Below are 25166 nucleotides of genomic sequence, written 5' to 3'. Positions count from 1 at the left end.
AAAAAGCCGCTCCGGAACAAACGGCGCGGCTTTTTGTTTAAACTTAATTCGGCCCACCAGATCGGGAAAACCGATTGAAATCAAGTCCCTTGGGCCTGTCGAATATGAAGGTTCCGCAAATTTTTCGTTTGCCCAATTCCTTTGTTGCAAGTGCGTGATAACGGTGCATAAACTGCCCTGTCCGTGCAAGCGACAAATCGATTGAATCAGGCGTAAGATACTGTAACAAAATCAAAATTGGCGAGACCTGACATGAATACTGTTTCGAAGCCGATCATCCCCTCACCAGCTCCGCGCAGTTCCCGGCCAGAAATCCTCGCTGAGGAAATCATCGAGCGTCTGACCTACCGCATCGGCAAGGATGCCAAAGTCGCCAAGCCGCATGACTGGCTGACGGCGACCATTCTCGTGGTGCGTGACCGCATCATCGACAAGTGGATGGAGTCCACCCGCAAGGTTTATGAAACAGGCGCCAAGCGCGTCTACTACATGTCTCTCGAATTCCTGATCGGCCGCCTGATGCGCGATGCCGTGTCCAACCTCAACCTGATGGAAGAGGTTCGGGATGCGCTCGCTTCGCTCGGCGTCGATATCAACGTCATTGCCGGCCTCGAACCGGATGCCGCCCTCGGCAACGGCGGTCTCGGTCGTCTCGCGGCCTGTTTCATGGAGTCGATGGCAACTGTCGATGTCCCGGCTTATGGCTACGGCATTCGTTACGTCCACGGCCTCTTCCGCCAGCAGATGGCGGATGGCTGGCAGGTCGAGTTGCCGGAAAACTGGCTTGCGCACGGCAACCCCTGGGAATTCGAGCGCCGCGAAAGCGCCTACGAAATCGGCTTCGGCGGCTCGATCGAGGTCATCAACAGCCATGACGAGCAGCCACGATACGTGTGGAAGCCCGCCGAGCGCGTCATTGCCGCCGCTTTCGATACTCCTGTCGTTGGCTGGCGCGGCAAGCGCGTCAACACGCTTCGCCTCTGGTCCGCACAGCCGATCGACCCGATCCTGCTGGACGCGTTCAACGCCGGCGACCATATCGGCGCGCTGCGCGAGAGCAACAGAGCTGAAAGCCTGACCCGCGTTCTCTATCCGGCAGACGCAACGCCTGCCGGTCAGGAACTGCGCCTGCGCCAGGAATATTTCTTCTCGTCGGCCTCTTTGCAGGATATCCTGCGCCGTCACCTGCAGCAATATGACGACTTCACCTCCCTGCCGGACAAGGTGGCGATCCAGCTCAACGATACCCATCCGGCCGTTTCGGTCGCCGAACTGACGCGCCTGCTCTGCGATGTGCACGGCATGGATTTCGAACAGGCGTGGGATATTACTCGCCGCACCTTCTCTTACACCAACCACACGCTTCTTCCCGAAGCGCTGGAAAGCTGGCCGGTTCCGCTCTTCGAGCGCCTGCTGCCGCGCCACATGCAGATCATCTATGCGATCAACGCCAAGATCCTGATCGAGGCGCGCAGGACCCGCAATTTCTCCGACACGGAAATCCGGTCGATCTCGCTGATCGATGAAAGCGGCGACCGCCGCGTGCGCATGGGCAACCTCGCCTTCGTCGGCTCGCACTCGATCAACGGTGTTTCGGCGCTGCACACTGACCTGATGAAGGTCACGGTCTTTGCGGACCTGCACAAGCTCTATCCTGATCGCATCAACAACAAGACCAACGGCATCACCCCCCGCCGCTGGCTGCAGCAGTGCAACCCCGGCCTGACCAGCCTGGTGCGTGAAGCGATCGGCGATGAATTCCTTGACGACGCCGAAAAGCTGCGTGCACTCGACAAATTTGCCACGGACCCGAGCTTCCAACAGAAGTTCGCGGCCGTGAAGCGCGCCAACAAGGTGGCACTTTCCAATCTCGTCGCCAGCCGCATGGGCGTGAAGCTCGATCCGTCGGCCATGTTCGACATCCAGATCAAGCGCATCCACGAATATAAGCGCCAGCTCCTTAATATCGTCGAAGCCGTTGCGCTCTACGATCAGATCCGCTCGCACCCGGAACTGGACTGGGTGCCGCGTGTAAAACTTTTCGCCGGCAAGGCGGCGCCGAGCTATTATAACGCCAAGCTCATCATCAAGCTCATCAACGATGTCGCACGCACTATCAACAACGACCCGTCGGTCCGCGGCCTGCTGAAGGTCGTTTTCGTGCCGAACTACAATGTCTCGCTTGCGGAAGTCATGGTCCCGGCCGCCGACCTTTCCGAGCAGATCTCGACGGCCGGCATGGAAGCATCGGGCACCGGCAACATGAAGTTCGGCCTGAACGGCGCACTGACGATCGGCACGCTCGACGGCGCTAATGTCGAAATGCGCGACAATGTCGGCGAGGACAATATCGTCATCTTCGGCTTGCAGGCCGATGAAGTCGCCAAGATCCGCAGCGAGGGCCACAATCCCCGTGCGATCATCGAGGGTTCGCGTGAGCTGTCGCAGGCGCTTGCCGCGATCAGCTCGGGCGTCTTCTCTCCAGACGACCGCAACCGCTACACTGGCCTCATCGACGGCATCTATTCCCACGACTGGTTCATGGTCGCCGGCGATTTCGACGCCTATGCTGCCGCCCAGCGTGAGGTCGACCAGATCTGGACCAACCAGTCCTCCTGGTATGAGAAGACGATCAACAATACGGCGCGGATGGGTTGGTTCTCGTCCGACCGCACGATCCGGCAATATGCAGACGAGATCTGGAGAGCTTGATGAAGCCGCCGAAAGCTGCCCCTGAAGTGAAGCTTCCCTGGGAAATTTCGGCAGACGAAATCGCGGCAATCCTCAGTGGCTCGCATGCCAATCCCTTTGCCGTCCTGGGCGTGCACCAGGCCGGCGGGACCTTCATCACCAGGTGTTTCCTTCCAGGCGCCGAGGCAGTCACGGCAATGACGCTGGATGGAACACCGATTGGCGAGCTTCAGCCGCTCCATCCGGACGGTCTTTTCGGCGGCGAGGTCTCCGTTACGAAACTGCAGCCGGTTCGCTATCGCGCCCGGCGCGCCGACGCCGAATGGGCGGTGACGGATCCCTATAGTTTCGGCCCTGTGCTCGGCCCAATGGACGATTATTACGCCAGGCAGGGATCGCATCTGCGGCTCTTCGACAAGATGGGCGCCCATCGCATCAAGCACGAAGGCGCGACCGGCATCCATTTCGCCGTCTGGGCGCCGAATGCTCAGCGCGTTTCCGTCGTCGGCGATTTCAATAACTGGGACGGACGGCGTCATGTCATGCGTTTCCGTTCCGACAGCGGCATCTGGGAAATCTTCGCTCCCGACGTGCCGCTCGGTGTTCCCTACAAATTCGAGATCCGCGGCCATGACGGCGTGCTGCTGCCGTTGAAGGCTGATCCCTTCGCTCGCCGCAGCGAACTGCGCCCAAAAACGGCCTCCGTGACGGCTGCCGAACTGCTGCAGGACTGGCAGGACGAGGAGCATCTGAAACACTGGCGCGAAGCCGACAAGCGTCGGCAACCGATCAGTATATATGAGGTGCATGCGGGCTCCTGGCAGCGTCGACAGGACGGCTCCATGCTGTCCTGGGACGAGCTCGCCTCAAGCCTCATCCCTTACTGCGTCGATATGGGCTTCACCCATATCGAATTCCTGCCGATCACCGAACACCCCTATGATCCCTCCTGGGGCTACCAGACGACCGGGCTCTACGCGCCAACCGCTCGCTTCGGTGAGCCGGAAGGTTTCGCCCGTTTCGTCAATGGCTGCCACAAGGTTGGCATCGGCGTCATTCTCGACTGGGTGCCCGCACATTTCCCGACAGACGAACATGGTCTCGGCTGGTTCGACGGCACCGCGCTTTACGAGCACGAAGACCCGCGCAAGGGTTTTCACCCGGACTGGAACACGGCGATCTACAATTTCGGCCGCACCGAAGTCGTATCCTACCTCGTCAACAACGCGCTCTACTGGGCCGAGAAATTCCATCTCGACGGCCTGCGCGTCGATGCGGTCGCATCGATGCTCTACCTCGACTATTCGCGCAAGCACGGCGAATGGATCCCGAACGAGTATGGCGGCAATGAAAACCTGGAAGCCGTCCGCTTCCTGCAGAACCTCAACACCCGCATCTATGGTGAACATCCCGGCGTCATGACCATCGCCGAGGAGTCGACCTCCTGGCCGAAAGTTTCCCAGCCGGTCCATGAAGGCGGCCTTGGCTTCGGCTTCAAGTGGAACATGGGCTTCATGCACGACACGCTGAGCTACATGAGCCGCGAACCGGTGCATCGCAAGCATCATCACAATGAGCTGACCTTCGGGCTTCTCTACGCCTATTCGGAAAACTTTGTCCTGCCGCTGTCTCATGACGAAGTCGTGCACGGCAAGGGTTCGCTGATTGCCAAGATGCCGGGTGACGATTGGCAGAAATTCGCCAATCTGCGTGCCTATTACGCCTTCATGTGGGGCTATCCGGGCAAGAAGCTGCTCTTCATGGGCCAGGAATTTGCCCAATGGGCAGAATGGAGTGAAAACAAGTCGCTCGACTGGAATCTGCTCCAATACCGCATGCACGAAGGCATGCGCCGCCTGGTGCGCGACCTCAACTTCACCTACCGCAGCAAGGCGGCGCTCCATGCGCGCGACTGCGAAGGCGACGGCTTCGAATGGCTGATCGCAGATGATTACGAGAACTCGGTCTTCGCCTGGCTGCGCAAGGCGCCCGGCCAGAAGCCGATCGTCGTCATCAGCAACTTTACGCCTGTCTATCGCGAGAACTACTCGATCCGGCTGCCTTCGCCGGGGCGCTGGCGGGAAATCCTCAATACCGATGCCGATATCTATGGCGGCAGCGGAAAAGGCAATGGCGGGCGCGTGCAGGCCGTCGATGCCGGCGGCGAGATAAGCTGCTCGATAACCCTGCCGCCGCTGGCGACGATCATGCTTGAACCCGAGAATTAGTGACTGGTGGGAGGAGAAAATGGTAGAAAAACGTATTCAGCCACTTGCCCGCGATGCAATGGCCTATGTTCTTGCCGGCGGCAGGGGAAGCCGCCTTAAGGAACTGACCGACCGACGCGCCAAACCGGCCGTCTATTTCGGCGGCAAGGCGCGCATCATCGACTTCGCATTGTCCAATGCCTTGAATTCCGGCATCCGCCGTATCGGCGTCGCCACCCAGTACAAGGCGCATTCGCTGATCCGCCATATGCAGCGCGGCTGGAACTTCTTCCGTCCGGAACGGAACGAGAGCTTCGACATTCTGCCCGCATCACAGCGCGTCTCCGAAACGCAGTGGTATGAAGGCACCGCCGACGCCGTCTATCAGAATATCGATATCATCGAGGATTACGGCGTCGAATACATGGTCATCCTCGCCGGCGACCATGTCTACAAGATGGACTACGAATACATGCTCCAGCAGCATGTTGATTCCGGCGCGGACGTGACGATCGGCTGCCTGGAAGTGCCGCGCATGGAAGCGGTCGGTTTCGGCGTCATGCATGTCAACGAGAAGGACGAGATCTTCGCCTTCATCGAAAAGCCGGCCGATCCGCCTGGTATTCCGGACAAGCCGGATTTCGCTCTTGCCTCCATGGGCATCTACGTCTTCCGCACGAAGTTCCTCATCGAGGCACTGCGCCGTGATGCCGCCGATCCGACTTCCAGCCGCGATTTCGGCAAGGATATCATCCCCCATATCGTCGAGCATGGTAAGGCAGTCGCGCACCGTTTCGCCAAGTCCTGCGTGCGTTCGGATTTCGAACACGAGCCTTACTGGCGCGACGTCGGTACGATCGACGCCTACTGGCAGGCCAATATCGACCTGACGGCGATCGTCCCTGCCCTTGATATATACGACAAGTCCTGGCCAATCTGGACCTATGCCGAGATCACGCCACCGGCGAAATTCGTCCATGATGACGAAGATCGCCGCGGTTCGGCAACATCATCCGTCGTTGCCGGCGACTGCATCATCTCGGGTGCAAGCCTCAACCGAAGCCTTCTCTTCACTGGTGTTAGAGCCAACTCCTTCTCCAAGCTCGATGGAGCAGTCATCCTGCCGAACGTAAAAATCGGTCGGCGTGCGCAGCTCAAGGATGTTGTGATCGACCATGGCGTTGTCATCCCCGAAGGTCTTGTGGTCGGCGAAGATCCGGAACTTGACGCGCGGCGCTTCAGACGGACCGAAAGCGGCATTTGCCTGATCACGCAACCGATGATCGACAAGCTGGATATCTGACTTATGAAAGTTCTTTCGGTTTCGTCCGAAGTCTTCCCTTTGATCAAGACAGGGGGCCTTGCCGATGTGGCAGGCGCCCTGCCAATAGCCCTCAAATCCTTCGGCGTTGAAACCAAGACCCTCATGCCCGGATATTCCAGCGTCATGAGGATGCTGCAGAATCCGGTGGTCCGGCTGGAGTTTCCGGATTTGCTCGGCCAGCCGGCAAGAGTGCTGGAGGTGGAGCATCAGGGTCTCGATATCCTCGTGCTCGACGCTCCCGCCTATTACGACCGCCCGGGTGGTCCCTATCTCGATACGACCGGCAAGGATCACCCGGATAACTGGCGCCGTTTTGCCGCTCTTTCGCTGGCTGGCTCCGAAATCGCCGCGGGCCTGTTGCCTGGCTGGTGGCCGGATCTCGTGCATGCCCATGACTGGCAGGCCGCCATGGTGCCGGTCTATATGCGCTATTATCCGACGCCTGAACTGCCGAGCATCCTGACGATCCACAACATCGCCTTCCAGGGCCAGTTCGGCGCCGATATCTTCCCCGGCCTGCGTCTGCCGCCCCATGCCTTTGCCACCGAAAGCATCGAATATTACGGCACTGTCGGCTTCCTGAAGGGCGGCCTGCAGACCGCCTCCGCCATCACCACCGTCAGTCCCTCCTATGCCGACGAGATTCTCACTCCCGAATTTGGCATGGGTCTCGAAGGCGTCATCGCCAGCCGCCGCGACGTGCTGCATGGCATCGTCAATGGCATCGATGCTGACATCTGGAACCCGGCGACTGATCCGGTCGTCCACACGCATTACGGCCCGACGACGCTGAAAAACCGTCTGGAGAACCGCAGGTCGATCGAGGAATTCTTCCATCTCGACCATGACGACGCGCCGATCTTCTGTGTCATCAGCCGGCTGACCTGGCAAAAAGGCATGGACCTTGTCGCAAGCACTGCAGATAGGATCGTCGCGCTCGGCGGCAAGCTCGTCGTGCTCGGATCCGGCGAGGCGGCACTCGAAGGCGCGCTGCTGGCAGCCGCCAACCGCAACCCCGGCCGCATCGGCGTTTCCATCGGCTACAACGAGCCGATGTCGCACCTCATGCAGGCGGGCTGCGACGCCATCATCATTCCGTCGCGGTTCGAGCCTTGCGGTCTCACCCAGCTCTATGGCCTGCGTTACGGCTGCGTCCCGATCGTGGCGCGCACCGGCGGTCTCAACGATACCGTGATCGATGCCAATCATGCCGCACTTGCGGCAAAGGTGGCGACAGGCATACAATTCGCGCCTGTAAACGAAGAAAGCATGCTACAGGCACTGCGCCGCGCCATGCACCTTTACGCGGATCAAAAAGTCTGGACCCAGTTGCAAAAGCAGGGCATGAAGTCGGATGTCTCTTGGGAGAAGAGCGCCGAACGTTATGTTGCCCTGTATTCAAGCCTCGTCTCGAAAGGCATGTGAACTAAAATGATCAAGTCCGTTCCCTCCACGCCCTATCAGGACCAGAAACCCGGCACTTCGGGTCTGCGCAAGAAGGTTCCCGTCTTCCAGCAGCCGAACTATGCGGAGAACTTCATCCAGTCGATCTTCGATTCGCTGGAAGGCTATCAGGGCAAGTGCCTGGTCATCGGCGGCGACGGACGCTACTACAATCGCGAAGTCATCCAGAAGGCGATCAAGATGGCCGCTGCCAATGGCTTCGGCAAGGTCATGGTCGGCAAGGGCGGTATTCTTTCGACGCCGGCAGCCTCTCACGTCATCCGCAAGTACAAGGCCTTTGGCGGCATCATTCTCTCGGCCAGCCATAACCCCGGCGGCCCGACCGAAGATTTCGGCATCAAGTACAATGTCAACAATGGCGGTCCGGCACCGGAAAAGATTACCGACGCGATCTTTGCCCGCTCCAGGGCGATTGAGAGCTACAAGATCGCCGACTTCGCCGACGTCAATATCGACCGCATCGGCAAGGAAGAGCTGCCGGGTGGCATGATCCTCTCGGTCATCGACCCGGTCGAGGACTATGCCGCGCTGATGGAAGAACTCTTCGATTTCGGCGCGATCCGCAATCTCATCAGCCTTGGTTTTCGCATCGCCTTCGATGCCATGAGCGCCGTGACCGGCCCCTATGCCAAGGAAATCTTCGAGAACCGTCTCGGCGCCCCCTCGGGCTCCGTTCGCAATTTCATGCCGCTGCCGGATTTCGGCGGCCATCATCCGGATCCGAACCTCGTTCATGCCAAGGAGCTCTACGACGAGATGATGGGTGAGGATGCGCCCGATTTCGGCGCTGCATCCGACGGCGACGGCGATCGCAATCTCATCATCGGCCGCGGCATTTTCGTCACCCCGTCCGACAGCCTTGCAATCCTCGCGGCCAACGCCAACCTGGCGCCCGGCTATTCCGGCGGCCTCGCCGGCATTGCCCGCTCCATGCCGACATCGGGCGCCGCTGACCGGGTGGCTGAAAAGCGCGGCATCGGTATTTACGAGACCCCAACCGGCTGGAAATTCTTCGGCAACTTGCTCGACGCAGGCATGGCGACGATCTGCGGTGAAGAGAGCGCCGGTACCGGATCCAACCATGTCCGCGAAAAGGATGGCCTCTGGGCCGTGCTGTTGTGGCTGAACGTCCTTGCCGTACGTGGCGAAAGCGTGCAGGAAATCGTTACCCAGCACTGGCAGACCTATGGCCGCAACTACTATTCCCGCCATGACTATGAAGGCGTCGACAGCGATGCCGCAAACGGCCTGGTCGACAATCTGCGCAGCCAGCTTTCCACCCTGCCCGGCAAGACGTTTGGCGATCTGACCGTCGAGAAGGCTGACGATTTCGCCTATCACGATCCGGTCGACAAGTCGGTCAGCGAACATCAGGGTATTCGCGTCCTTTTCCAGGGCGGCTCCCGCGTCGTCTTCCGACTTTCCGGCACCGGCACGTCTGGCGCAACCCTGCGCGTCTATATCGAGCGCTATGAGCCGGATTCGACTCGTCATAATATCGAAACGCAGGAAGCGCTCGCCGATCTGATCGCGGCCGCAGAAAGCATCGCCAACATTCGTGAGCGCACGGGACGCAACGAGCCGACCGTGATCACCTGATCCGGGGGGCATATGGGGGGCAACAGTTCCGCACAGGGCGGCGCCATCGTTTTTGAAACAGGCGTTGAATTTTCTGTCTGGTCGCATCATGCAGCGCAGATTGATCTCTGCCTCTTCGACGATGACGGCAAGGAATATGCGAGGCTCCCCATGGCCCGCGACAGCGATCATGTCTTCCGTCTCTTCGTCGATGGAGTGAAGGAAGGCGCCCGTTACGGCTACCGCGCGGATGGTATCTATGCCCCGGACAACGGCCTCTGGTTCGATCCCTCGAAACTGCTGATCGATCCCTATGCCAAAGCGGTCGACGGACCATTCCGTTACGATCTGCGCCTTGGCATCTTCGGTGAGGATACGCAGCACCTGATGCCGAAGTCGGTCGTCACCAAAGACGCGCCTGTCAAAATCCGAAAGCCGCTCTTCAAACCGGGCGGCTTTATTTACGAGGTCGCCGTCAAGCCCTTCACCATCCTGCATCCGGATGTGCCGGAAGCTCAGCGCGGCACGGTCGCCGCCCTTGCCCATCCCTCCGTCGTCGCTCACCTGAAGCGCATCGGCGTCGATGCCGTCGAGTTGATGCCCATCACCGCCTGGATCGACGAGCGGCATCTGCCGCCGCTCGGCCTGACGAATGGCTGGGGTTACAATCCCGTTGCCTTCATGGCACTCGATCCGCGTATCGTGCCCGGGGGCATCGCCGAGCTCAACGAAACAGTGGCGAAGCTGCATGAGGAAGGCATCGCCGTCATCCTCGACCTCGTTTTCAACCATACGGGCGAAAGCGACCGCTATGGCACGACGCTGTCGCTGCGCGGTATCGACAATCTCAGCTACTACCGCCACGTAGTGGACCGGCCATCCGTGCTCGTCAACGATACTGGCACGGGCAATACGGTTGCCTGCGACCATCCTTACGTCCAGCGGCTCATTATCGACAGCCTGCGCCATTTCGTCCGTAGTGCCGGCGTCGACGGCTTCCGTTTCGACCTCGCGCCGGTTCTTGGTCGCACAGCAAATGGCTTCGATCGGAACGGAACGCTGGCCGCGATTCTCGCCGACGATCTGCTCGGCGATCGCATCATGATCGCCGAACCATGGGATATCGGCCCAAGCGGCTATCAGCTCGGCAATTTCCCGACGCCCTTCCTGGAATGGAACGACCGTGCCCGAGATGACATCAGGTGCTACTGGCGTGGCGATGGCTGGAAGACGGGTTCGCTCGCAACTGTCCTGGCCGGCTCTTCGAACATCTTCTCAGCCAATGGCCAAACAGAGACCCGCAGCGTCAATTTCCTCGCCGCCCATGACGGTTTCACGCTCATGGACCTCGTGTCGTACAACGATAAGCACAACGAGGCGAATGGCGAGAACAACCGCGACGGCCACAACGAGAACCATTCCTGGAACAACGGCGTCGAAGGTGAAACCGCCTATCCCGTCATCCGGGAACGTCGCAAGGCTGATGTCATGGCGCTCATCTCCACCCTCTTTGCCAGCCGCGGCAGCGTCATGCTGACGGCAGGCGACGAGGGCGGCCGCACGCAGCACGGCAACAACAATGCCTATTGCCAGGACAACGAGATCACCTGGGTCGACTGGAAGCTTCTGGACGAAGACCTTATCGCCCATACCGCCTTCGTCGCCACGCTTCGCCGCCGCTTTTCGGTCTTCTCCGACCTGACCTTCTTCTCCGGCAATGGGGATGTGGAATGGATCTCGCTCTCAGGCGAACCGATGACAATAGACGAATGGGAAACGCCCTCGTTCTCCACCCTTGGCATGGTACTTGCGACCGGCGATCGTTCCAACCGCAAGCAGACCCGCCTTGCCGTGCTCTTCAACCGCTCCGAACAGCATCAACTCTTCACGCTTCCCTCAGCCGGCGAAACAAACTGGCGTCAGCTTTTGCCGGATGGCGCACGGAAAGTCGGCGGCCGCGCCACCATTGAGCCACGTTCGGTCGCCTTTTTCGTGGAAAATTGATCCACGAAACCCGCCAGCGCGAATCATTATCGCAATCGTCACGAATGCGCGATAAGGCTTGCGGCTGCGGCTTTTTACGAGGAATGCATGGTGATGGAAATTTCGCTCTCGGAGATCCGGGGGCTGGTTGGCACGGAAACAGGATTGTCTGACTGGATCCTCGTCGATCAGAAGATGATTGATGCCTTCGCAGAGGCGACCGGCGACCATCAGTTCATTCACGTCGATCCTGTTCGTGCAGCAGCCGAAAGCCCCTTCGGCGGAACTATCGCCCATGGCTTCCTGACACTCTCTCTATTGTCGACGATGAACTACAATTGCCTGCCCAAAGTGCGCGAGCAGACGTTGGGCATCAATTACGGTTTCGATAAGGTCCGCTTCATGTCGCCGGTCAGGAGTGGCACGCGCATTCGTGGCCACTTCGTACTCTCGGACGCCCGCTTTCGCGGCGCCGGCATGCTGATGACGACCTATGATGTCTCGATCGAAATCGAGAACGAAAAGAAGCCAGCACTGACCGCCCGCTGGATCACCATCATCCAGTTCGACCCGAAAGATCGGCCGGAAGACGCTTAGGTTCTTTGCGGGCCTTAGTGACTCGCATCCTCGGCGCCTTCGGCGAGCAGCCCGAAGACATAATCCGAAAACGACCGCCAGCACTCCACCCGGAACGTATCGTCCTCGGTGCGGAAGAGCACGATCTCGGCCTTGCCGAAGATTGTCCGCGAGCAGGCCCCCACGGGGAAAATCTCCAGAGAGAGGTTCTGAGGGCAGCCAGCGGACAGTGTCACCTCCGCACCCGGTCCGGAAACAATGATACCCACATTGCGGTGAGAAACATCGACCGCCGAATGAAGAGCGTCCGCGCCGGGGAGAAGCGACAGAAGATCCGAGCCGGCCTCGTCAATTACGAGCCACTCGTCCGGTCCCAGCCAGAGCGCCGAACGTCCCCCGGCACTGCCGGAGGTCTTGGGTGATGTAGGCAAAGTCACCCCTAGCGCGGAAGAGAGCGCGGATACGGATTCAGCCGGCGCACGCAGCGAAAGGCGGCTTGCGACCGGCGCCACCGTCAGGCGCACCGTCGCCGACCCGGCGAGGAGACCGGAGAGAGCCGGTTTGCGAATTGCGACCTCAGCCATGGATACGGCCTCCTTCCTTGTCAAAGAACACCAGATCCGTCACCTCGACCGGAATGGTCCGGTCCGGCATCGGCACATAGAGCGTTTCGCCCAGCAGATTGCGGCCACCTTCAACCAGTGCAAAGGCGATCGAGCGGCCACAATTTTCAGACCAGTAGGCCGATGTCACGTGACCGAGCATCGTCATCGGCTTAGGCTGGTTCGGGTTGGCGACGATCTGCGCGCCCTCTTCGAGCACCAGCTTCGCATCCTTCGTCGCAAGACCGACGAGTTGCTTGCGGCCTTCCTTGACGAGATCGGGCCGCTTCAGGCCGCGAATGCCGACGAAATCCGCCTTCTTCTTCGAAACAGCCCAGGAGAGCCCGGCATCATCGGGCGTCACCGTACCGTCAGTATCCTGGCCGACGATGATGTAGCCCTTTTCGGCGCGCAGCACATGCATGGTCTCGGTGCCGTAGACGCAGGCGCCGACTGGCTCGGCATTGGCCCAGACTGCCTCCAGCACCGACTGGCCATAGTCGGCTGGCACATTGATTTCGAAGCCTGTTTCACCGGTGAAGGAGACGCGGAAGAGACGCGCCGGAACGCCCGCCACCTTGCACTCGGCCACACTCATGTGCGGGAAGGCCTCGTTGGAAATATCAAGCCCTTCGACCAGAGGCGCGACGATCTCACGTGCTTTCGGTCCTTGCACCGCGATAACAGCCCATTGCTCGGTGACAGAGGTCAGCCAAACTTTCAGATGCGGGAATTCCGTCTGCAGATAGTCTTCCATGTGGTTGAGAACACGCGGCGCCCCACCGGTCGTGGTCGTTACATGGAAACGGTCATCGGCGAGACGACCGACGACGCCGTCATCATAAACGAAACCATCCTCGCGCAGCATGATGCCATAGCGGCATTTGCCTGGTTTCAGCGTATCCCAGGCGTTGGTGTACATGAGGTTCATGAATTCGGCCGCATCCGGCCCGACAACCTCGATCTTGCCGAGCGTCGAGGCATCAAAGATCCCGGCGACCTCACGCGCCGTGCGGCACTCGCGGGCAACCGCCTGATGCATCGTTTCACCGGCGCGCGGATAAAACCAGGCGCGCTTCCAGTTGCCGACATCCTCGAAGACTGCGCCCTTGGCTTCTTCCCAGCCATGCAGCGGAGTCTTGCGCGTAGGGTCAAACAGCGGCCCACGCGAATGCGAAATCAGTGCACCATAAGTCACCGGCGTATAGGGCGCGCGGAAGGTAGTGAGACCAACCTGCGGAATATCCTTGCCGAGCGTTTCTGCGGCAATCGCCAGACCATGCATGTTGGAGAGCTTGCCCTGGTCGGAGGCCATGCCGTTCGTCGTAAAGCGCTTGATGTGCTCGATCGAATGCATGCCTTCGCGTACGGCAAGGCGGATATCCTTGGCGCAGACATCATGCTGGAAGTCGATGAACGCCTTGGCATTCGTCTCCGGTCCGGCGCCTTCGGCAGCACCAATCATGCCGCCCGTCCAGTCGAAGGCCTGCTCGACGGAAATGCCGATCTTGCTGCCCGCCTGCCTGCCGACGGCCTGTGCCATCAGCTCGCCGGCGGCAAGCGATTCCTCGACGGTCTGCTGCAGTCCATCCGTGCCATTGCAGGCCCCGACGGAAAGGCAGTCCTGCGCATAGGTGCCGGGCAGGAAACGCTGCGTCTCGGCATCGAAGGCGACCTTGCCCCGCGACTGGGAGAAGAGATGCACGGAGGGTGTCCATCCAGCGCAGACGAGAAGCGCATCGACCGCAATCTTGCGCGGCGAACCGCCACCGTTGCGTGCAACCGTCATCGAGGAAATGCGCAGCGCACCCGACGTATTGACGACCGACTGACCGGTCAGCACATCGATGCCGAGCGAACGGGCTTCGGCCAATACAGCTGCACCCGGCGCCTGCCTACTATCGACGATCGCGGCGATCGAAACACCCGCCCGCTTCAGGTCGAAGGCAGCCTCGTAGGCAGAATCATGGGCCGTATAGATGCCGACCTTCTGGCCGACCGCGACACCATAATGGTTGAGATACATCCGCCCGGCCGAAGCGAGCATGATGCCCGGCCGGTCGTTGTTCGGAAACACCATGTGCCGCTCGATGCCGCCCGTGGCCAGGATGACGCGCTTGGCGCGGACCTGCCACAGCCGTTCGCGGGGCAGATCGCGGTCGGGGCGGGCAATATGATCCGTGACGCGTTCGACGAGGCCGATGAAATTATGGTTATAGTAGCCGAATGCCGTGGTGCGGGTCAGGACCTCCACGTTCTCCATGGCCTTCAGACGTGCAAGGGTCTTCTGCACCCAGGCATAACCATCAAGCCCATCCACTTTCACGCCGGCATCGAAGCGCAACGCGCCGCCAGCTTCCGCCTGCTCGTCGCAGAGGATGATTTTTGCTCCGGCTTCCGCAGCAGCCAATGCCGCCGAAAGACCGGCAATACCGGCACCGACGACCAGCACGTCGCAATGAGCGTAACGGCTGGCATAATGGTCGGGATCGTCTTCCGTCGGCGCGACACCGAGACCGGCAGCACGGCGGATCATCGGCTCATATACGTGCTTCCACGCAGCCCGCGGCCACATGAAAGTCTTATAATAGAAGCCCGCTGCGAAGAAAGGCGAGAACAGGTTGTTGACCGCACCGACATCGAAGGAAAGAGACGGCCAACGGTTCTGCGACTTCACGATCATCCCGTCGAAGACTTCCTGCACGGTTGCCCGCACATTCGGCTGCTTGCGGGCGCTGTCGCGGGCGACGTCGATCAACGCGTTCGGCTCCTCGGCACCCGCCGAAAGAATGCCGCGCGGGCGATGATATTTGAACGACCGGCCGACGAGGTGCACGCCATGGGCAATCAAGGCCGAGGCGACGGTATCGCCTTCGAGCGCCGTATAGCTCTTGCCATCGAAGGTGAAGCGCGCGGTCCTTGCGGGCGTCAGCCGGCCCTTGCCGACAATACGGTTCGCGCCGCTCATTGCGCCTCTCCTTCAACAGCTTCATAGGTCTCGACGGGTGCATGCGGTTCCGCCGCAGCGCCGATATCAGGCTTCGGTTCGCCGGCCTTGTAGGTCATGATGAACTTGTCGCTCACAGTATCGCGCGCTGCATTGAAGAAGCGCCCGCAGCCGTGCATGTGCCGCCAGCGCTCGAAGATCAGGCCTTTCGGATTGTCGCGCAGGAAGAAATATTCCTCAAACTCTTCATCCGAAATCGAAGCGATATTGGCCGGCCGAACGATGTGGGCGTCACCGGCACCACGGAACTCGAGCTCGGAGCGCTCTTCCTGACAGTAAGGGCAATAGATCAGCAGCATGTTGTCCTCCTGTCAGTGCGCGACGGCGGCAGCAGCCGCCTCGTCAATCAGCCGACCGGAGCGGAACCGCTCCAAAGTCAGCCCGGCATTGAACTTGTGCGCCTCGTCGCGCGCGATCAGATGGGCGAAGAGATTGGCCGAACCCGGTGTCGCCTTGAAGCCACCGGTACCCCAGCCGCAATTCACGTAGAGCCCGGGAACGGGCGTCTTCGACTGGATTGCCGAACGGTCCGGCGTATTGTCGACGATACCGCCCCACTGGCGCATCATCTTCACGCGGCGGAACATCGGAAAGAGCTCGCAGATGGCGTCGAGCGTATGCGTGATGATCTGCAGACCACCGGTCTGTGAGTAGGAATTATACTGGTCCGTACCCGCGCCGATGACGAGCTCGCCCTTGTCGGACTGCGAGATGTAGGCATGGACCGTGTTCGACATGACGACGCAGGGGAAGATCGGTTTCAGCGGCTCGGAAACCAGGGCCTGCAACGGACTCGATTGCAGTGGCACGCGCACATCCGCCATCTTCATGACTGTCGTCGTATGGCCGGCAGCCGAGACACCGACCTTCTTTGCGCCGATGAAGCCCCTGTTGGTCTCCACGCCGGTCACGCGACCGTCCGGACCGCGGCGGATGCCGGTAACTTCGCAATTCTGGATGATGTGCACGCCGCGGTCCGATGCCGCACGTGCATAACCCCAGGCAACCGCATCGTGACGCGCAGTGCCGCCGCGGCGCTGCAAGGCAGCCCCATTGATCGGGTAGCGAGCAGTCGCCGAAATATCGAGCGGCGGACAATAGGCCTTGGCCTGCTCCGGTGTCAGCCATTCATTGTCGATGCCGTAGAGCCGGTTGGCATGGATATGCCGTTTGAAACTCTGCATATCGTGCACATTGTGCGACAGCATCATCACGCCGCGCGGCGAATACATGACATTGTAATTCAGCTCCAGCGACAGCCCTTCCCAGAGCTTCATCGAATGCTCGTAAATGTGCATGCTCTCTTCATAGAGATAGTTGGAGCGGATGATCGTCGTGTTGCGGCCGGTATTGCCGCCGCCGAGCCAGCCCTTTTCCAGCACCGCCACATTGGTGATGCCGTGCTCCTTGGCGAGGTAATAAGCTGCGCCCAGCCCATGGCCGCCACCGCCGATGATGATCACGTCGTACTCGGATCGCGGCTCCGGCGAAGTCCACTGCTTTTCCCAGCCCCTGTGCCCGCGCAGAGCCTCCCGCGCTACGGCAAAAACCGAATATTTCCGCATCCGCCATCATCTCCTTCAGGCAAAGGCATTTTCGTCGTGGCCATACAAATCGCAAATCGAATTGCGGCACAACGGTTCTTTTGCGACGTGAAAGAGCTTTTGTTTTGACACGGAGACAGCTGCATCGCCCCGCTTGGCAGTGATCGGCCTTCGCAGATGCGGCATAACCCTTTTCTCACCCAACAGGGCAGGGAGAACGGGCCTGTTGTAAATGTTAGTATCCCCTTATGTGGGGTGTAAGATGTTTGGTTGGCGTAGCATATGGATCGCGAGCATCTGCTTAGCGCTGTCGGGCGCGTGGCCGGCGTTCGCCGCTGAACCCGTCGGCCAGGCGACTCTCATCAAAACAGAAGTGACGGGACAGGGCGGGCCGATCATCGTCAATGACGAAGTCCACCGCAACGAGCGTATCCGCACCTCCCAATCAGGGCTCGGCCAGTTCATCTTCCACGACGGCACCAAGCTTGCGGTCGGCTGGGGCTCGTCCGTCGTTATCGACAAATATGTCTACGACGATTCCGACTCCGTCAAACGCCTCTCCATCAAGGCGGCCAAGGGCACGTTCCGCTGGGTCAGCGGCAATTCAAAATCCTCCGCCTATCAGATCCAGACGCCCGCCGGCACGATCGGCGTGCGCGGTACCGCTTTCGATTTCTATGTCGGTCCTGATGGTACGACTGCCGTGGTGCTGTTGAACGGCGCGGCGACCTTCTGCGGCCCTGGCGGCTGTCGGCAATTGCAGCAGCGTTGCGATTGCGTCATTGCGCGGCCGAACGGCAACATGACGGATGCTCAGCCTGTCAACCGCAGTGTGCTGCAGAGGCTGGGCAACCAGCGCGCCCTTCCCTTCCTCTCCGGCAATCAGAGTTTAACGGGCGGCCTCGGCCTGCTTGGCGGCTGCCGGATGGCCTCGGTTGACCCTGAACGCAAAGACCGGCTTCGCCAGACACCGGAGCAGCGAGATCCGGATCCACAGCCCCAGCAGCAACCACAGAAGCAGGATGCTCCGCCGACACAGCGGCCGGAAAAACCGCATCACGACAAGCCGCATCATGACAGGCCCCACCATGATAAGCCCCACCACGATAAGCCGGAGCGCGACTGGCATGATAAACACGACAGGCATGGCTGGAAGGACAAGCACGATAGAGACGATCACCATGGCGACCATGGAAGACCGAACCGGCACGAAGGGTTCGATCGCCCGGACAGGCACGACGCACCTCACCAGGATCGCAGCCATCAGGACAGACCGAGCACGCAGGAAAGAAGCGGAGGCGAAAACCAGACTGCCGGCAACGACCAGAGCGCGGGAAGAGATCGGGATCGTGACCGTAGCCACCATCGGGATGAGAACCGGGATCGTGGCTGGGGCGGAAACGGAAACCGGGACTGGAACCGCAACCGCTGACTGACTATTCGACGGCCTGTTGTTCCGGCAGGCCGATATCCTCCCGAAAATGGTCGTTCCTGGCCGATATCCGCTCGTAGAATTCCGTGAGGCCGGCCAGGACCTGTACGCCGGCGAGTTTTGCCGCGCCGATCAGCTTGCGGCTGTTCCTTGAGCGCTCGCGTAAGGCGCCTATTACCTCCTCGTGGGCGAGATGCAGCGCGCCGAATTCCGGCGAGACAGCGACCTTCTCATCGCCGATCACAGCAAAGATCTGCGTCCGGCTGCTCTTTCCTTTGAGCGGAATAGCTCCTGCCTCCAAGAGCGCCGCCCCGCTTTGCGCCCGTGCCGTGCTGTCGGAAATCAGGATATCAAAACCAACGTCCTTGCAGCAGGATTCGATGCGCGCCGCCACATTCACTGCGTCGCCCACCGCCGAATAGTTGAAGCGTGTCTTCGCACCCATGTTGCCGACACAGGCCAGACCGGTATGGATGCCGATGCCGATCCTCACCTGCTGAGCGCTGCCGAAACCGAAAGCGTCACGGGCATTGAGCTCGGCTAGCGTCTCCCGCATGGCGAGCGCCGCTCGCAGCGCCTTTGCCGCATGATCCGAAACATCGACCGGTGCATTCCAGAATGCCATAATGGAATCGCCGATGAACTTGTCGAGCGTTCCCTCATTCCCGACAACATGACGGCTCAGCGCATCGAGCAGCGTATTGAGAAACTGGACGACGGCGGTCGGCGTCAACCTTTCACTGATCTCTGTGAAATTGCGCACATCGACGAACATCATGGTGAGCTCGCGCTCGTCCCCGCCAAGCTTCAGAGCATCAGGCGTATGCTCGATCCTGTGGAGCAGCGAGGGCGAGAGGTAATGGCCGAAGGCGCGCCGCACCTCCCGCCGCTCCCTGTCGATGACGAGGATGCGGAACGATGTTGCCGCAAAATGCGTGATGGAGCCGCTGATAATAGGCGCCAGAGGGTCGAACAGCAGACCGGCATAAAGAAAGCTGAACCACGAAGCAGCAAGCGCCATCGCGGTGATCGCCAGGCCGCAGATCAGCGCTACGGCCGGACTGACGAAGGTCGTTATGATGACGAGCAGGGAGCCGAGCACCGCGATAGACAGGATCTCCAGCCCGTCGGCCCAGTCCGGCCGTGACAGGTAGCGGCCCGAAAGGATCTGCTCGACAGTCTGCGCCTGCAGCGAAACACCCGGCACATTTTCTCCAAGCGCGGTGGTGCGAATGTCCTGCAGCCCGACAGCCGAGGTGCCGATGAAGATGATGCTGCCGTCGATTTGGGCCGCGACATCGGGGGCCACTCCGCCGGCAGCGAGGACCTTTCCGGCTGAGACATAACGCTCTGCCCGGTTCGGCGTCACATAAAGCCAGATCTCTCCGGCAGCCGTCAGCGGAACGATGAAATCGCCGATCTTCGCCGAGGTGATAATCCCTGCCCGGTCGGGCGCGCCGGCCAGCACATAGGTCGAGGCGCCCTGCGCGACCCGCAACGCTTCGATCGCAAGATTGGGATAAAACTGCTCGCCGTCACTGAGGAACAGCGGCACGGCGCGCACGACCGATGAAGGGCTGCCGGGATTGAGACTGACGTGGCCAAGCCCCGCAGCATTCGCCTCCAGCCCCGGCCGGAGCGGTGTCGAAGCGCCAAGATGCGGAGGTGCCGACAGTGGACTTTCACCGGTAAAGGCAAAGCCGGCCTTTACCGGCGGCTTATAATTGCCTTCGTTGGAAAGCCCGAAGCCAAGAACGACAGGCTTTCCTTCTATCGACTGCGCGAATATCTCATCATTGTCAGGCAACTGCGCCGCAAGCGACGGATCGACGCCCTCCACCTCCTGGATGACATTGCGCGGCGACATCCGGTCGGGCTCGGCAAAGATAACGTCGAAGGCGATGGCCGCCGCTCCCATATCCGAGAGACGCTGGACCAGCATTGCCAGCCTGTCGCGAGGCCAAGGCCACTGGCCAAACGCTCGCAGGGAAGCCTCGTCGATATCGACGACTCTGACCGGCATGGCCTCAAAGCTGCGCGGCACAAGGCGCTGATATTCGTCGAAGGTAACGTCGCGGACCTGCTTGAGCACCGGCGGATCGCTTGCCCGGAACATCGTGAGCGCAGCTACGATGACGAGGCCGATCAGGACACCGATCTGCTGCAAACGCGTCATGCTTCCGTCGATATCCCCTACAAGCGCTCCAAAGCTATCCTGTCTGCCGGCAGGCTACGCTTGTTTGACGCCAAAGACTATTCGTTCATGCTCAGAAGCTGAAAAACCAAGTGAAATATGGCCGTCGGTACCGCCCAAGTATTTTCGCTCCGGTGTAACAGCAGCACAGTGGGTAATTACTTCCAGATTTGGCCCGCGGTTGCAGCCAGACTCTCCAGCTTCGGCCTTGCCGCGCATGCGACGAAATGTTTTTCTCCTCAGGGGATTTAACAATTCGATCATTGTCGAGGGGATGAGCCATGGCAGATCCGCAAGGAGCGACCACGGCAAGAACTGCGGAAAATTCAACTTCTGCCGCCCGCAGAAGCAGCTATTGGCTGATCGCCGTCGTTCTGGCGATGCTGGCGGGGCTGCCCCTTGCCGTCTGGCTTGATATCAGCGACCTCTCCGAAAATGCGCTGCGCCGGCAGGCGCGGGACATGAGTTCGCTCGTCACCAGCATACGCTCCTATTATTCAGCGAATGTCGTCGGCAGGGTGCTCGCCGCCCACCAGGCGGGCGATGTCAGCGGTACGGTCGTCTCACACAACTATGCCAATATTCCAGGCGCCATTCCGCTGCCCGCCACGCTTTCGCTGGAACTCGGCGACGTCATCAGGGAGCAGCAAGCCAACATCACCTATCGCTTCCTCTCCGACTTGCCCTTCAAGAATCGCGCGCCTCACGGTCTCGACAATTTCGAAACGGCATCACTCGCATCCTTGCGCGCCAATTCCAGCCAGACACTGACTGATCTCACCCGCGTCGGATTTACCGATACGCTGCGGCTCATCACGCCTGTGATCATGGGCCAGGCTTGTGTCGCTTGCCATAACACGCATCCTGAAAGTCCGAAGAAGGATTGGAAGGTAGGCGATGTGCGCGGCATTCAGGAGGTCATCATCCGCCAACCCTATGCGAGCAACGTTCTCGCCTTCAAATATCTGCTCTGCTATTTCTTCTTCGTCGCCATCATCGGCATCAGCTTCATTGTTCTGCAGCGCCAGCAGACGCGCGTCATCCACAGTGCCAACCGCGACCTCGAAGCGGCCAACGAATTCCTCGCCAGCGTTTCCCTGAAGATTTCCCGCTATCTATCGCCGCAGATCTACAAGAGCATCTTCAGCGGCCAGAAGGATGTGGTCGTCCATACCGAGCGAAAGCGCCTGACGATCTTCTTCTCCGACATCAAGGATTTCACCGCCACCACCGAGCGCCTGCAGCCGGAAGCGCTGACGGAAATGCTGAATGAATATCTGACCGAGATGTCCACGATCGCGCTCAAACATGGCGGCACGGTGGACAAGTTCATCGGCGATGCCATGCTGGTCTTCTTCGGCGATCCGGAAACCAAGGGAGCGGAGGAAGATGCCAAAGCTTGCCTGCGCATGGCAGTCGACATGCAACGCCGGCTCGGCGAATTGAAGGAGAGATGGCGCCGGAACGGCACGGAAGAGCCCTTCGTCGTACGTATGGGAATCAATAGCGGCTATTGCAACGTCGGCAATTTCGGCAGCAGTGACCGCATGGACTATACGATCATCGGTGCCGAAGCGAACCTCGCCGCACGCCTGCAATCAATCGCCCAGGGCGGGGAGATTGTCGTCAGCTATGAAACCTATGCGCTAGTGAAGGATATCGTCGACGCCCATCCTTTGCCACCGATCACCATGAAGGGCATCCAGCGGGAGATTGTACCCTACGCCGTGGACGGGCTGATGCTCGGCGCCGATCACAAGAGCCGCGTTCTCAGCGAACATCTCGCGGGACTGGACCTGCATCTGGACACGGCTCGGCTTGAGCCGGCGGACCGCGCCCGTGTTGTCGCCGCGCTGAAGGAAGCGATCGCTGCTCTGGACGAAACGAAACCCGAGAAGGCGCGCTCCTAGCTCCGTATAGGCACGGGCGGGATTTTTCCGCGCGATCGCATATCCCGTCTGGACTTCATTTCGTCGATCTGATATCTCGCAACACCAATCGCAAGGCCGCGGCCGCGCGAACGTTATATTTTTGCCCCAGGCGCTGCGCCGCCTTTCGGCATCAACCAAACCAAAGGAACGTGATTCTCGTGCAGGTACTTGTCCGCGATAACAATGTTGACCAGGCTCTCCGCGCTCTCAAGAAGAAGATGCAGCGCGAAGGCATTTTCCGCGAAATGAAGATGCGCGACTACTACGAAAAGCCGTCGCAGAAGCGTGCTCGCGAAAAGGCCGAGGCTGTTCGTCGTGTTCGCAAGCTGGCCCGCAAGCGCGCTCAGCGCGAAGGTCTGGTTGCACGCTAAGGCGGTGCCGTCGTTTTTTCGACGTTTTCAGATGCATGTGTGGCGGGGGCGATAGGTTTCGCCGCCGCCTTTTTTAATTTGCTGCTGAAGATTGCATATCCGCCTTGCCGGATATGATGCAGGGGGAAGCGAGCCCGAATGGCTGTCATAACGTTCAATCCGTCCCGCTCGTTGCGTTCGCATAAATCGGTCGCATTCGCCTCGCTGGCACTTGCCGCGGCGCTCGGCCTTGCCGGTTGCGAAACGACCAACACGTCGGATGCTGTGATCCGCATCGACAAGGCGCAGGGCTCACAGGAAAACATCGCGTCGCTCACGGCCGTCATCAACGCCAATCCACGCGATCCAGAAGGCTACAATGTTCGCGGTTCCGCCTATGGCCGCGCCGGCGAATTCCGCAAAGCGCTCGACGACTTCAACACCGCGCTGCAGATCAACCCGCGCTTCTTCCAGGCCTATGCCAACCGCGCGCTTGTATACCGCAACATGGGTCAGCAGCCGCAGGCGATCGCCGATTACAATGCTGCCCTGCAGATCAATCCGAGCTATGACGTCGCCTATATCGGCCGCGGGAATGTCTACCGCATGGCCGGCCAGGATGATCAGGCCTTCAATGATTTCTCCCGCGCCATCCAGCTCGGCACCACCGATGGCCGCGCCTATCACAATCGCGGCCTGATCTACCAGAAGCGTAACCAGCAGGATAAGGCGATCGACGACTTCTCGAAGGCGATCTCGCTCTCGCCGAACTCGCCCGAGCCCTATAATGGCCGCGGCATTTCCTATATCGCGCTGAACGATAACGACAACGCCTTCGCCGACTTCAACCACGCGATCGAGCTCAACGGCAACCTCGCCGAATCCTGGGCAAACCAGGCTCTCGTCTACGAGCGCCGCGGCGAAAAGGACAAGGCAATCCGCTCCTATCGCCACGCTGTCGGTCTCGATCCGAAATACCAGCCGGCCCGGGATGGACTTGCCCGCGTCGGCGGCACCACGGGCTGACGGATAAGGGAAGAGGTGGCGACGATGACAGCGAAACCGCATGTGATCGTCGTCGGTGCCGGCATCATCGGTGCCTCGATCGCCTGGCATCTCACACACAAGGGTGCAGCGGTCACCGTCGTCGGCGAAGAACTCGGAGGCGTGGCGACGCCCTGTTCGTTTGCCTGGATCAATGCAAGCTGGGGCAATCCCGAATTCTATTTCCATTTTCGCCGCAGAGCGATGGCCGAATGGAAGCGGCTGGCACGGGAACTGCCTGGCCTGCCACTCGCCTGGTGCGGCGGCCTCTGCTGGGATAGGCCGGCGACCGATCTCGAAGCCTATGCCGATGAACATGGCGGTTGGGGCTACGGTATCAGCCGGCTAAACCGGGAAGAAAGCGCGCTGCTCGAACCCGGCCTTGGCGAATATCCGGATTTCGCCCTCTATATCGCAGAAGAGGGTGCGGTGGAGCCTGTTGCCGCCGCACGTTTGCTGCTTGCTGATGCCGAAGCGCATGGTGCGACATTCGTTCATGCGACTGTCAATGGTCTGCTGCAGAGTGCCGGACGAATCGTCGGGGTTGTCACGTCGGAAGGCATTCTCGAAGCCGATCATGTCGTGCTGGCCGCAGGTGCAGGCTCAGTTCCGATCGCCGCCTCGGCGGGGATCACATTGCCGCTGTCCGCACCAGCCGGCCTGATCGTGCACTCCCGCTCCATCTCGAAACGCTTGAACGGCCTTGTCATGACACCGCAGCTGCATATGCGCCAGACGGTGGACGGCCGTATCATCGCCGGCTCGGATTTCGGTGGCGGCGATCCTGGAGAAGATCATCAGGCAAGTGCAGCCGAACTCTTCGCACGCGTAAGAGCGATGATCATGGACAATGCCGATCTGAAGCTCGATTTCTTCACGGTCGGCTATCGCCCGACACCGGCTGATGGTTTTCCCATCATCGGCAATGCCGGCCTGCCGGGCCTCTATGTCACGGTGATGCACTCCGGCGTCACGCTTGCTCCGCTTGCGGGCCTGCTTGCTGCCGAAGAGCTTCTGTCAGGCAAGGGTGACGAAGGCCTCATGCCCTTTCGGTTGCAGCGCTTCACCAACGAAAAATAGTCCTTAAGAAATTGACGATTTTGCACCTGACTATTTTAGTAGGTTGCAACCAAATGCCCCGCCCCCTAACATGACCCCGCTTTGATAGCGGGCTATTGGGCGGTATGAAATGTAAGGGGCGTTTGCGAGCGATGCGGATTCTTGCTTTCGTTAGACTCT

At 60.1% G+C, this 25166-nt stretch carries 17 protein-coding genes; 12 read left to right on the top strand and 5 right to left on the bottom strand.

Annotated elements, in window-relative coordinates:
• The first annotated feature begins 252 nt into the window (after positions 1-252).
• The 7 genes from H4W29_RS12360 (at position 253) to H4W29_RS12330 (ending at position 11844) form a co-directional block, all read left to right on the top strand.
• Positions 253-2712 (top strand): glycogen/starch/alpha-glucan phosphorylase, encoded by a 2460-nt coding sequence (locus tag H4W29_RS12360; RefSeq protein ID WP_192729166.1) that lies wholly within the window; start codon positions 253-255, stop codon positions 2710-2712.
• Complete coding sequence (glgB, locus tag H4W29_RS12355) at positions 2712-4919, top strand: 1,4-alpha-glucan branching protein GlgB (RefSeq protein WP_192729165.1); 2208 nt, start codon at positions 2712-2714, stop codon at positions 4917-4919. The genes H4W29_RS12360 and glgB overlap by 1 nt, the downstream gene beginning before the upstream one ends.
• A gap of 19 nt (positions 4920-4938) precedes the next feature.
• A complete protein-coding gene (gene glgC / locus H4W29_RS12350; RefSeq protein ID WP_192729164.1) occupies positions 4939-6201 on the top strand; it encodes a glucose-1-phosphate adenylyltransferase in 1263 nt (420 codons plus the stop codon).
• Positions 6202-6204: 3 nt separating this feature from the next.
• Positions 6205-7647: a glycogen synthase GlgA gene (gene glgA / locus H4W29_RS12345; protein WP_192729163.1), complete on the top strand. Its 1443-nt coding sequence runs from the start codon at positions 6205-6207 to the stop codon at positions 7645-7647.
• Positions 7648-7653: 6 nt separating this feature from the next.
• Positions 7654-9285, top strand: coding sequence for an alpha-D-glucose phosphate-specific phosphoglucomutase (locus H4W29_RS12340; RefSeq protein ID WP_192729162.1), 1632 nt, complete (start codon positions 7654-7656; stop codon positions 9283-9285).
• Between the two features lie 12 nt (positions 9286-9297).
• On the top strand, positions 9298-11268 hold the full coding sequence (gene glgX / locus H4W29_RS12335) for a glycogen debranching protein GlgX (protein ID WP_192729161.1): 1971 nt from the start codon (positions 9298-9300) through the stop codon (positions 11266-11268).
• Between the two features lie 87 nt (positions 11269-11355).
• Positions 11356-11844, top strand: coding sequence for a MaoC family dehydratase (locus H4W29_RS12330; protein ID WP_192729160.1), 489 nt, complete (start codon positions 11356-11358; stop codon positions 11842-11844).
• Positions 11845-11858: 14 nt separating this feature from the next.
• Here the strand turns inward: H4W29_RS12330 and H4W29_RS12325 are convergent, their stop codons facing one another.
• The 4 genes from H4W29_RS12325 to H4W29_RS12310 are packed head-to-tail and all read right to left on the bottom strand — an operon-like array spanning position 11859 to position 16997.
• Positions 11859-12407 carry a sarcosine oxidase subunit gamma gene (locus H4W29_RS12325; RefSeq protein ID WP_192729159.1) on the bottom strand — a complete coding sequence of 183 codons (549 nt, stop codon included), beginning with the start codon at positions 12405-12407 and terminating at the stop codon, positions 11859-11861.
• Complete coding sequence (locus H4W29_RS12320) at positions 12400-15393, bottom strand: sarcosine oxidase subunit alpha (RefSeq protein WP_192729158.1); 2994 nt, start codon at positions 15391-15393, stop codon at positions 12400-12402. The genes H4W29_RS12325 and H4W29_RS12320 overlap by 8 nt, the downstream gene beginning before the upstream one ends.
• A complete protein-coding gene (locus tag H4W29_RS12315; RefSeq protein ID WP_192729157.1) occupies positions 15390-15731 on the bottom strand; it encodes a sarcosine oxidase subunit delta in 342 nt (113 codons plus the stop codon). The genes H4W29_RS12320 and H4W29_RS12315 overlap by 4 nt, the downstream gene beginning before the upstream one ends.
• A gap of 12 nt (positions 15732-15743) precedes the next feature.
• Positions 15744-16997, bottom strand: a complete 1254-nt coding sequence (locus H4W29_RS12310; RefSeq protein WP_192729156.1) for a sarcosine oxidase subunit beta family protein — start codon at positions 16995-16997, stop codon at positions 15744-15746.
• A 241-nt stretch (positions 16998-17238) separates the two neighbouring features.
• Between H4W29_RS12310 and H4W29_RS12305 the strand changes: the two genes are divergently transcribed.
• Positions 17239-18408 carry a FecR family protein gene (locus H4W29_RS12305; protein ID WP_192729155.1) on the top strand — a complete coding sequence of 390 codons (1170 nt, stop codon included), beginning with the start codon at positions 17239-17241 and terminating at the stop codon, positions 18406-18408.
• Positions 18409-18412: 4 nt separating this feature from the next.
• Here the strand turns inward: H4W29_RS12305 and H4W29_RS12300 are convergent, their stop codons facing one another.
• Positions 18413-20584 carry a CHASE2 domain-containing protein gene (locus tag H4W29_RS12300; protein WP_192729154.1) on the bottom strand — a complete coding sequence of 724 codons (2172 nt, stop codon included), beginning with the start codon at positions 20582-20584 and terminating at the stop codon, positions 18413-18415.
• Positions 20585-20883: 299 nt separating this feature from the next.
• On the opposite strand from H4W29_RS12300, the gene H4W29_RS12295 reads away from it, so the two are divergent.
• The 4 genes from H4W29_RS12295 to H4W29_RS12280 all read left to right on the top strand — a co-directional run bounded on the left by H4W29_RS12295 (position 20884) and on the right by H4W29_RS12280 (position 25007).
• Positions 20884-22512, top strand: coding sequence for an adenylate/guanylate cyclase domain-containing protein (locus H4W29_RS12295; protein WP_192729153.1), 1629 nt, complete (start codon positions 20884-20886; stop codon positions 22510-22512).
• A 179-nt stretch (positions 22513-22691) separates the two neighbouring features.
• On the top strand, positions 22692-22904 hold the full coding sequence (gene rpsU / locus H4W29_RS12290) for a 30S ribosomal protein S21 (protein WP_003585885.1): 213 nt from the start codon (positions 22692-22694) through the stop codon (positions 22902-22904).
• A 138-nt stretch (positions 22905-23042) separates the two neighbouring features.
• Positions 23043-23909: a tetratricopeptide repeat protein gene (locus tag H4W29_RS12285; RefSeq protein ID WP_192729152.1), complete on the top strand. Its 867-nt coding sequence runs from the start codon at positions 23043-23045 to the stop codon at positions 23907-23909.
• A gap of 24 nt (positions 23910-23933) precedes the next feature.
• Positions 23934-25007: an NAD(P)/FAD-dependent oxidoreductase gene (locus H4W29_RS12280; RefSeq protein WP_192729151.1), complete on the top strand. Its 1074-nt coding sequence runs from the start codon at positions 23934-23936 to the stop codon at positions 25005-25007.
• Positions 25008-25166 lie beyond the last annotated feature (159 nt).

Origin of the sequence: Rhizobium viscosum, assembly GCF_014873945.1 — a bacterium.
In the GTDB taxonomy this organism is placed as follows: Bacteria; Pseudomonadota; Alphaproteobacteria; order Rhizobiales; family Rhizobiaceae; genus Rhizobium; species Rhizobium viscosum.
Note: the sequence above shows the minus strand (reverse complement) of the source record. Positions and strands in the feature narration are given on the sequence as shown.

Coding starts and splice junctions, on each gene's coding strand:
- H4W29_RS12315 (WP_192729157.1), bottom strand. CDS start 15,731: ATGCTGCTGATCTATTGCCCTTACTGTCAGGAAGAGCGCTCCGAGCTC.
- glgC (WP_192729164.1), top strand. CDS start 4,939: ATGGTAGAAAAACGTATTCAGCCACTTGCCCGCGATGCAATGGCCTAT.
- H4W29_RS12330 (WP_192729160.1), top strand. CDS start 11,356: ATGGTGATGGAAATTTCGCTCTCGGAGATCCGGGGGCTGGTTGGCACG.
- H4W29_RS12295 (WP_192729153.1), top strand. CDS start 20,884: ATGGCAGATCCGCAAGGAGCGACCACGGCAAGAACTGCGGAAAATTCA.
- glgB (WP_192729165.1), top strand. CDS start 2,712: ATGAAGCCGCCGAAAGCTGCCCCTGAAGTGAAGCTTCCCTGGGAAATT.
- H4W29_RS12285 (WP_192729152.1), top strand. CDS start 23,043: ATGGCTGTCATAACGTTCAATCCGTCCCGCTCGTTGCGTTCGCATAAA.
- H4W29_RS12320 (WP_192729158.1), bottom strand. CDS start 15,393: ATGAGCGGCGCGAACCGTATTGTCGGCAAGGGCCGGCTGACGCCCGCA.
- H4W29_RS12310 (WP_192729156.1), bottom strand. CDS start 16,997: ATGCGGAAATATTCGGTTTTTGCCGTAGCGCGGGAGGCTCTGCGCGGG.
- H4W29_RS12340 (WP_192729162.1), top strand. CDS start 7,654: ATGATCAAGTCCGTTCCCTCCACGCCCTATCAGGACCAGAAACCCGGC.
- H4W29_RS12325 (WP_192729159.1), bottom strand. CDS start 12,407: ATGGCTGAGGTCGCAATTCGCAAACCGGCTCTCTCCGGTCTCCTCGCC.
- H4W29_RS12360 (WP_192729166.1), top strand. CDS start 253: ATGAATACTGTTTCGAAGCCGATCATCCCCTCACCAGCTCCGCGCAGT.
- H4W29_RS12280 (WP_192729151.1), top strand. CDS start 23,934: ATGACAGCGAAACCGCATGTGATCGTCGTCGGTGCCGGCATCATCGGT.
- H4W29_RS12300 (WP_192729154.1), bottom strand. CDS start 20,584: ATGACGCGTTTGCAGCAGATCGGTGTCCTGATCGGCCTCGTCATCGTA.
- glgA (WP_192729163.1), top strand. CDS start 6,205: ATGAAAGTTCTTTCGGTTTCGTCCGAAGTCTTCCCTTTGATCAAGACA.
- H4W29_RS12305 (WP_192729155.1), top strand. CDS start 17,239: ATGTTTGGTTGGCGTAGCATATGGATCGCGAGCATCTGCTTAGCGCTG.
- glgX (WP_192729161.1), top strand. CDS start 9,298: ATGGGGGGCAACAGTTCCGCACAGGGCGGCGCCATCGTTTTTGAAACA.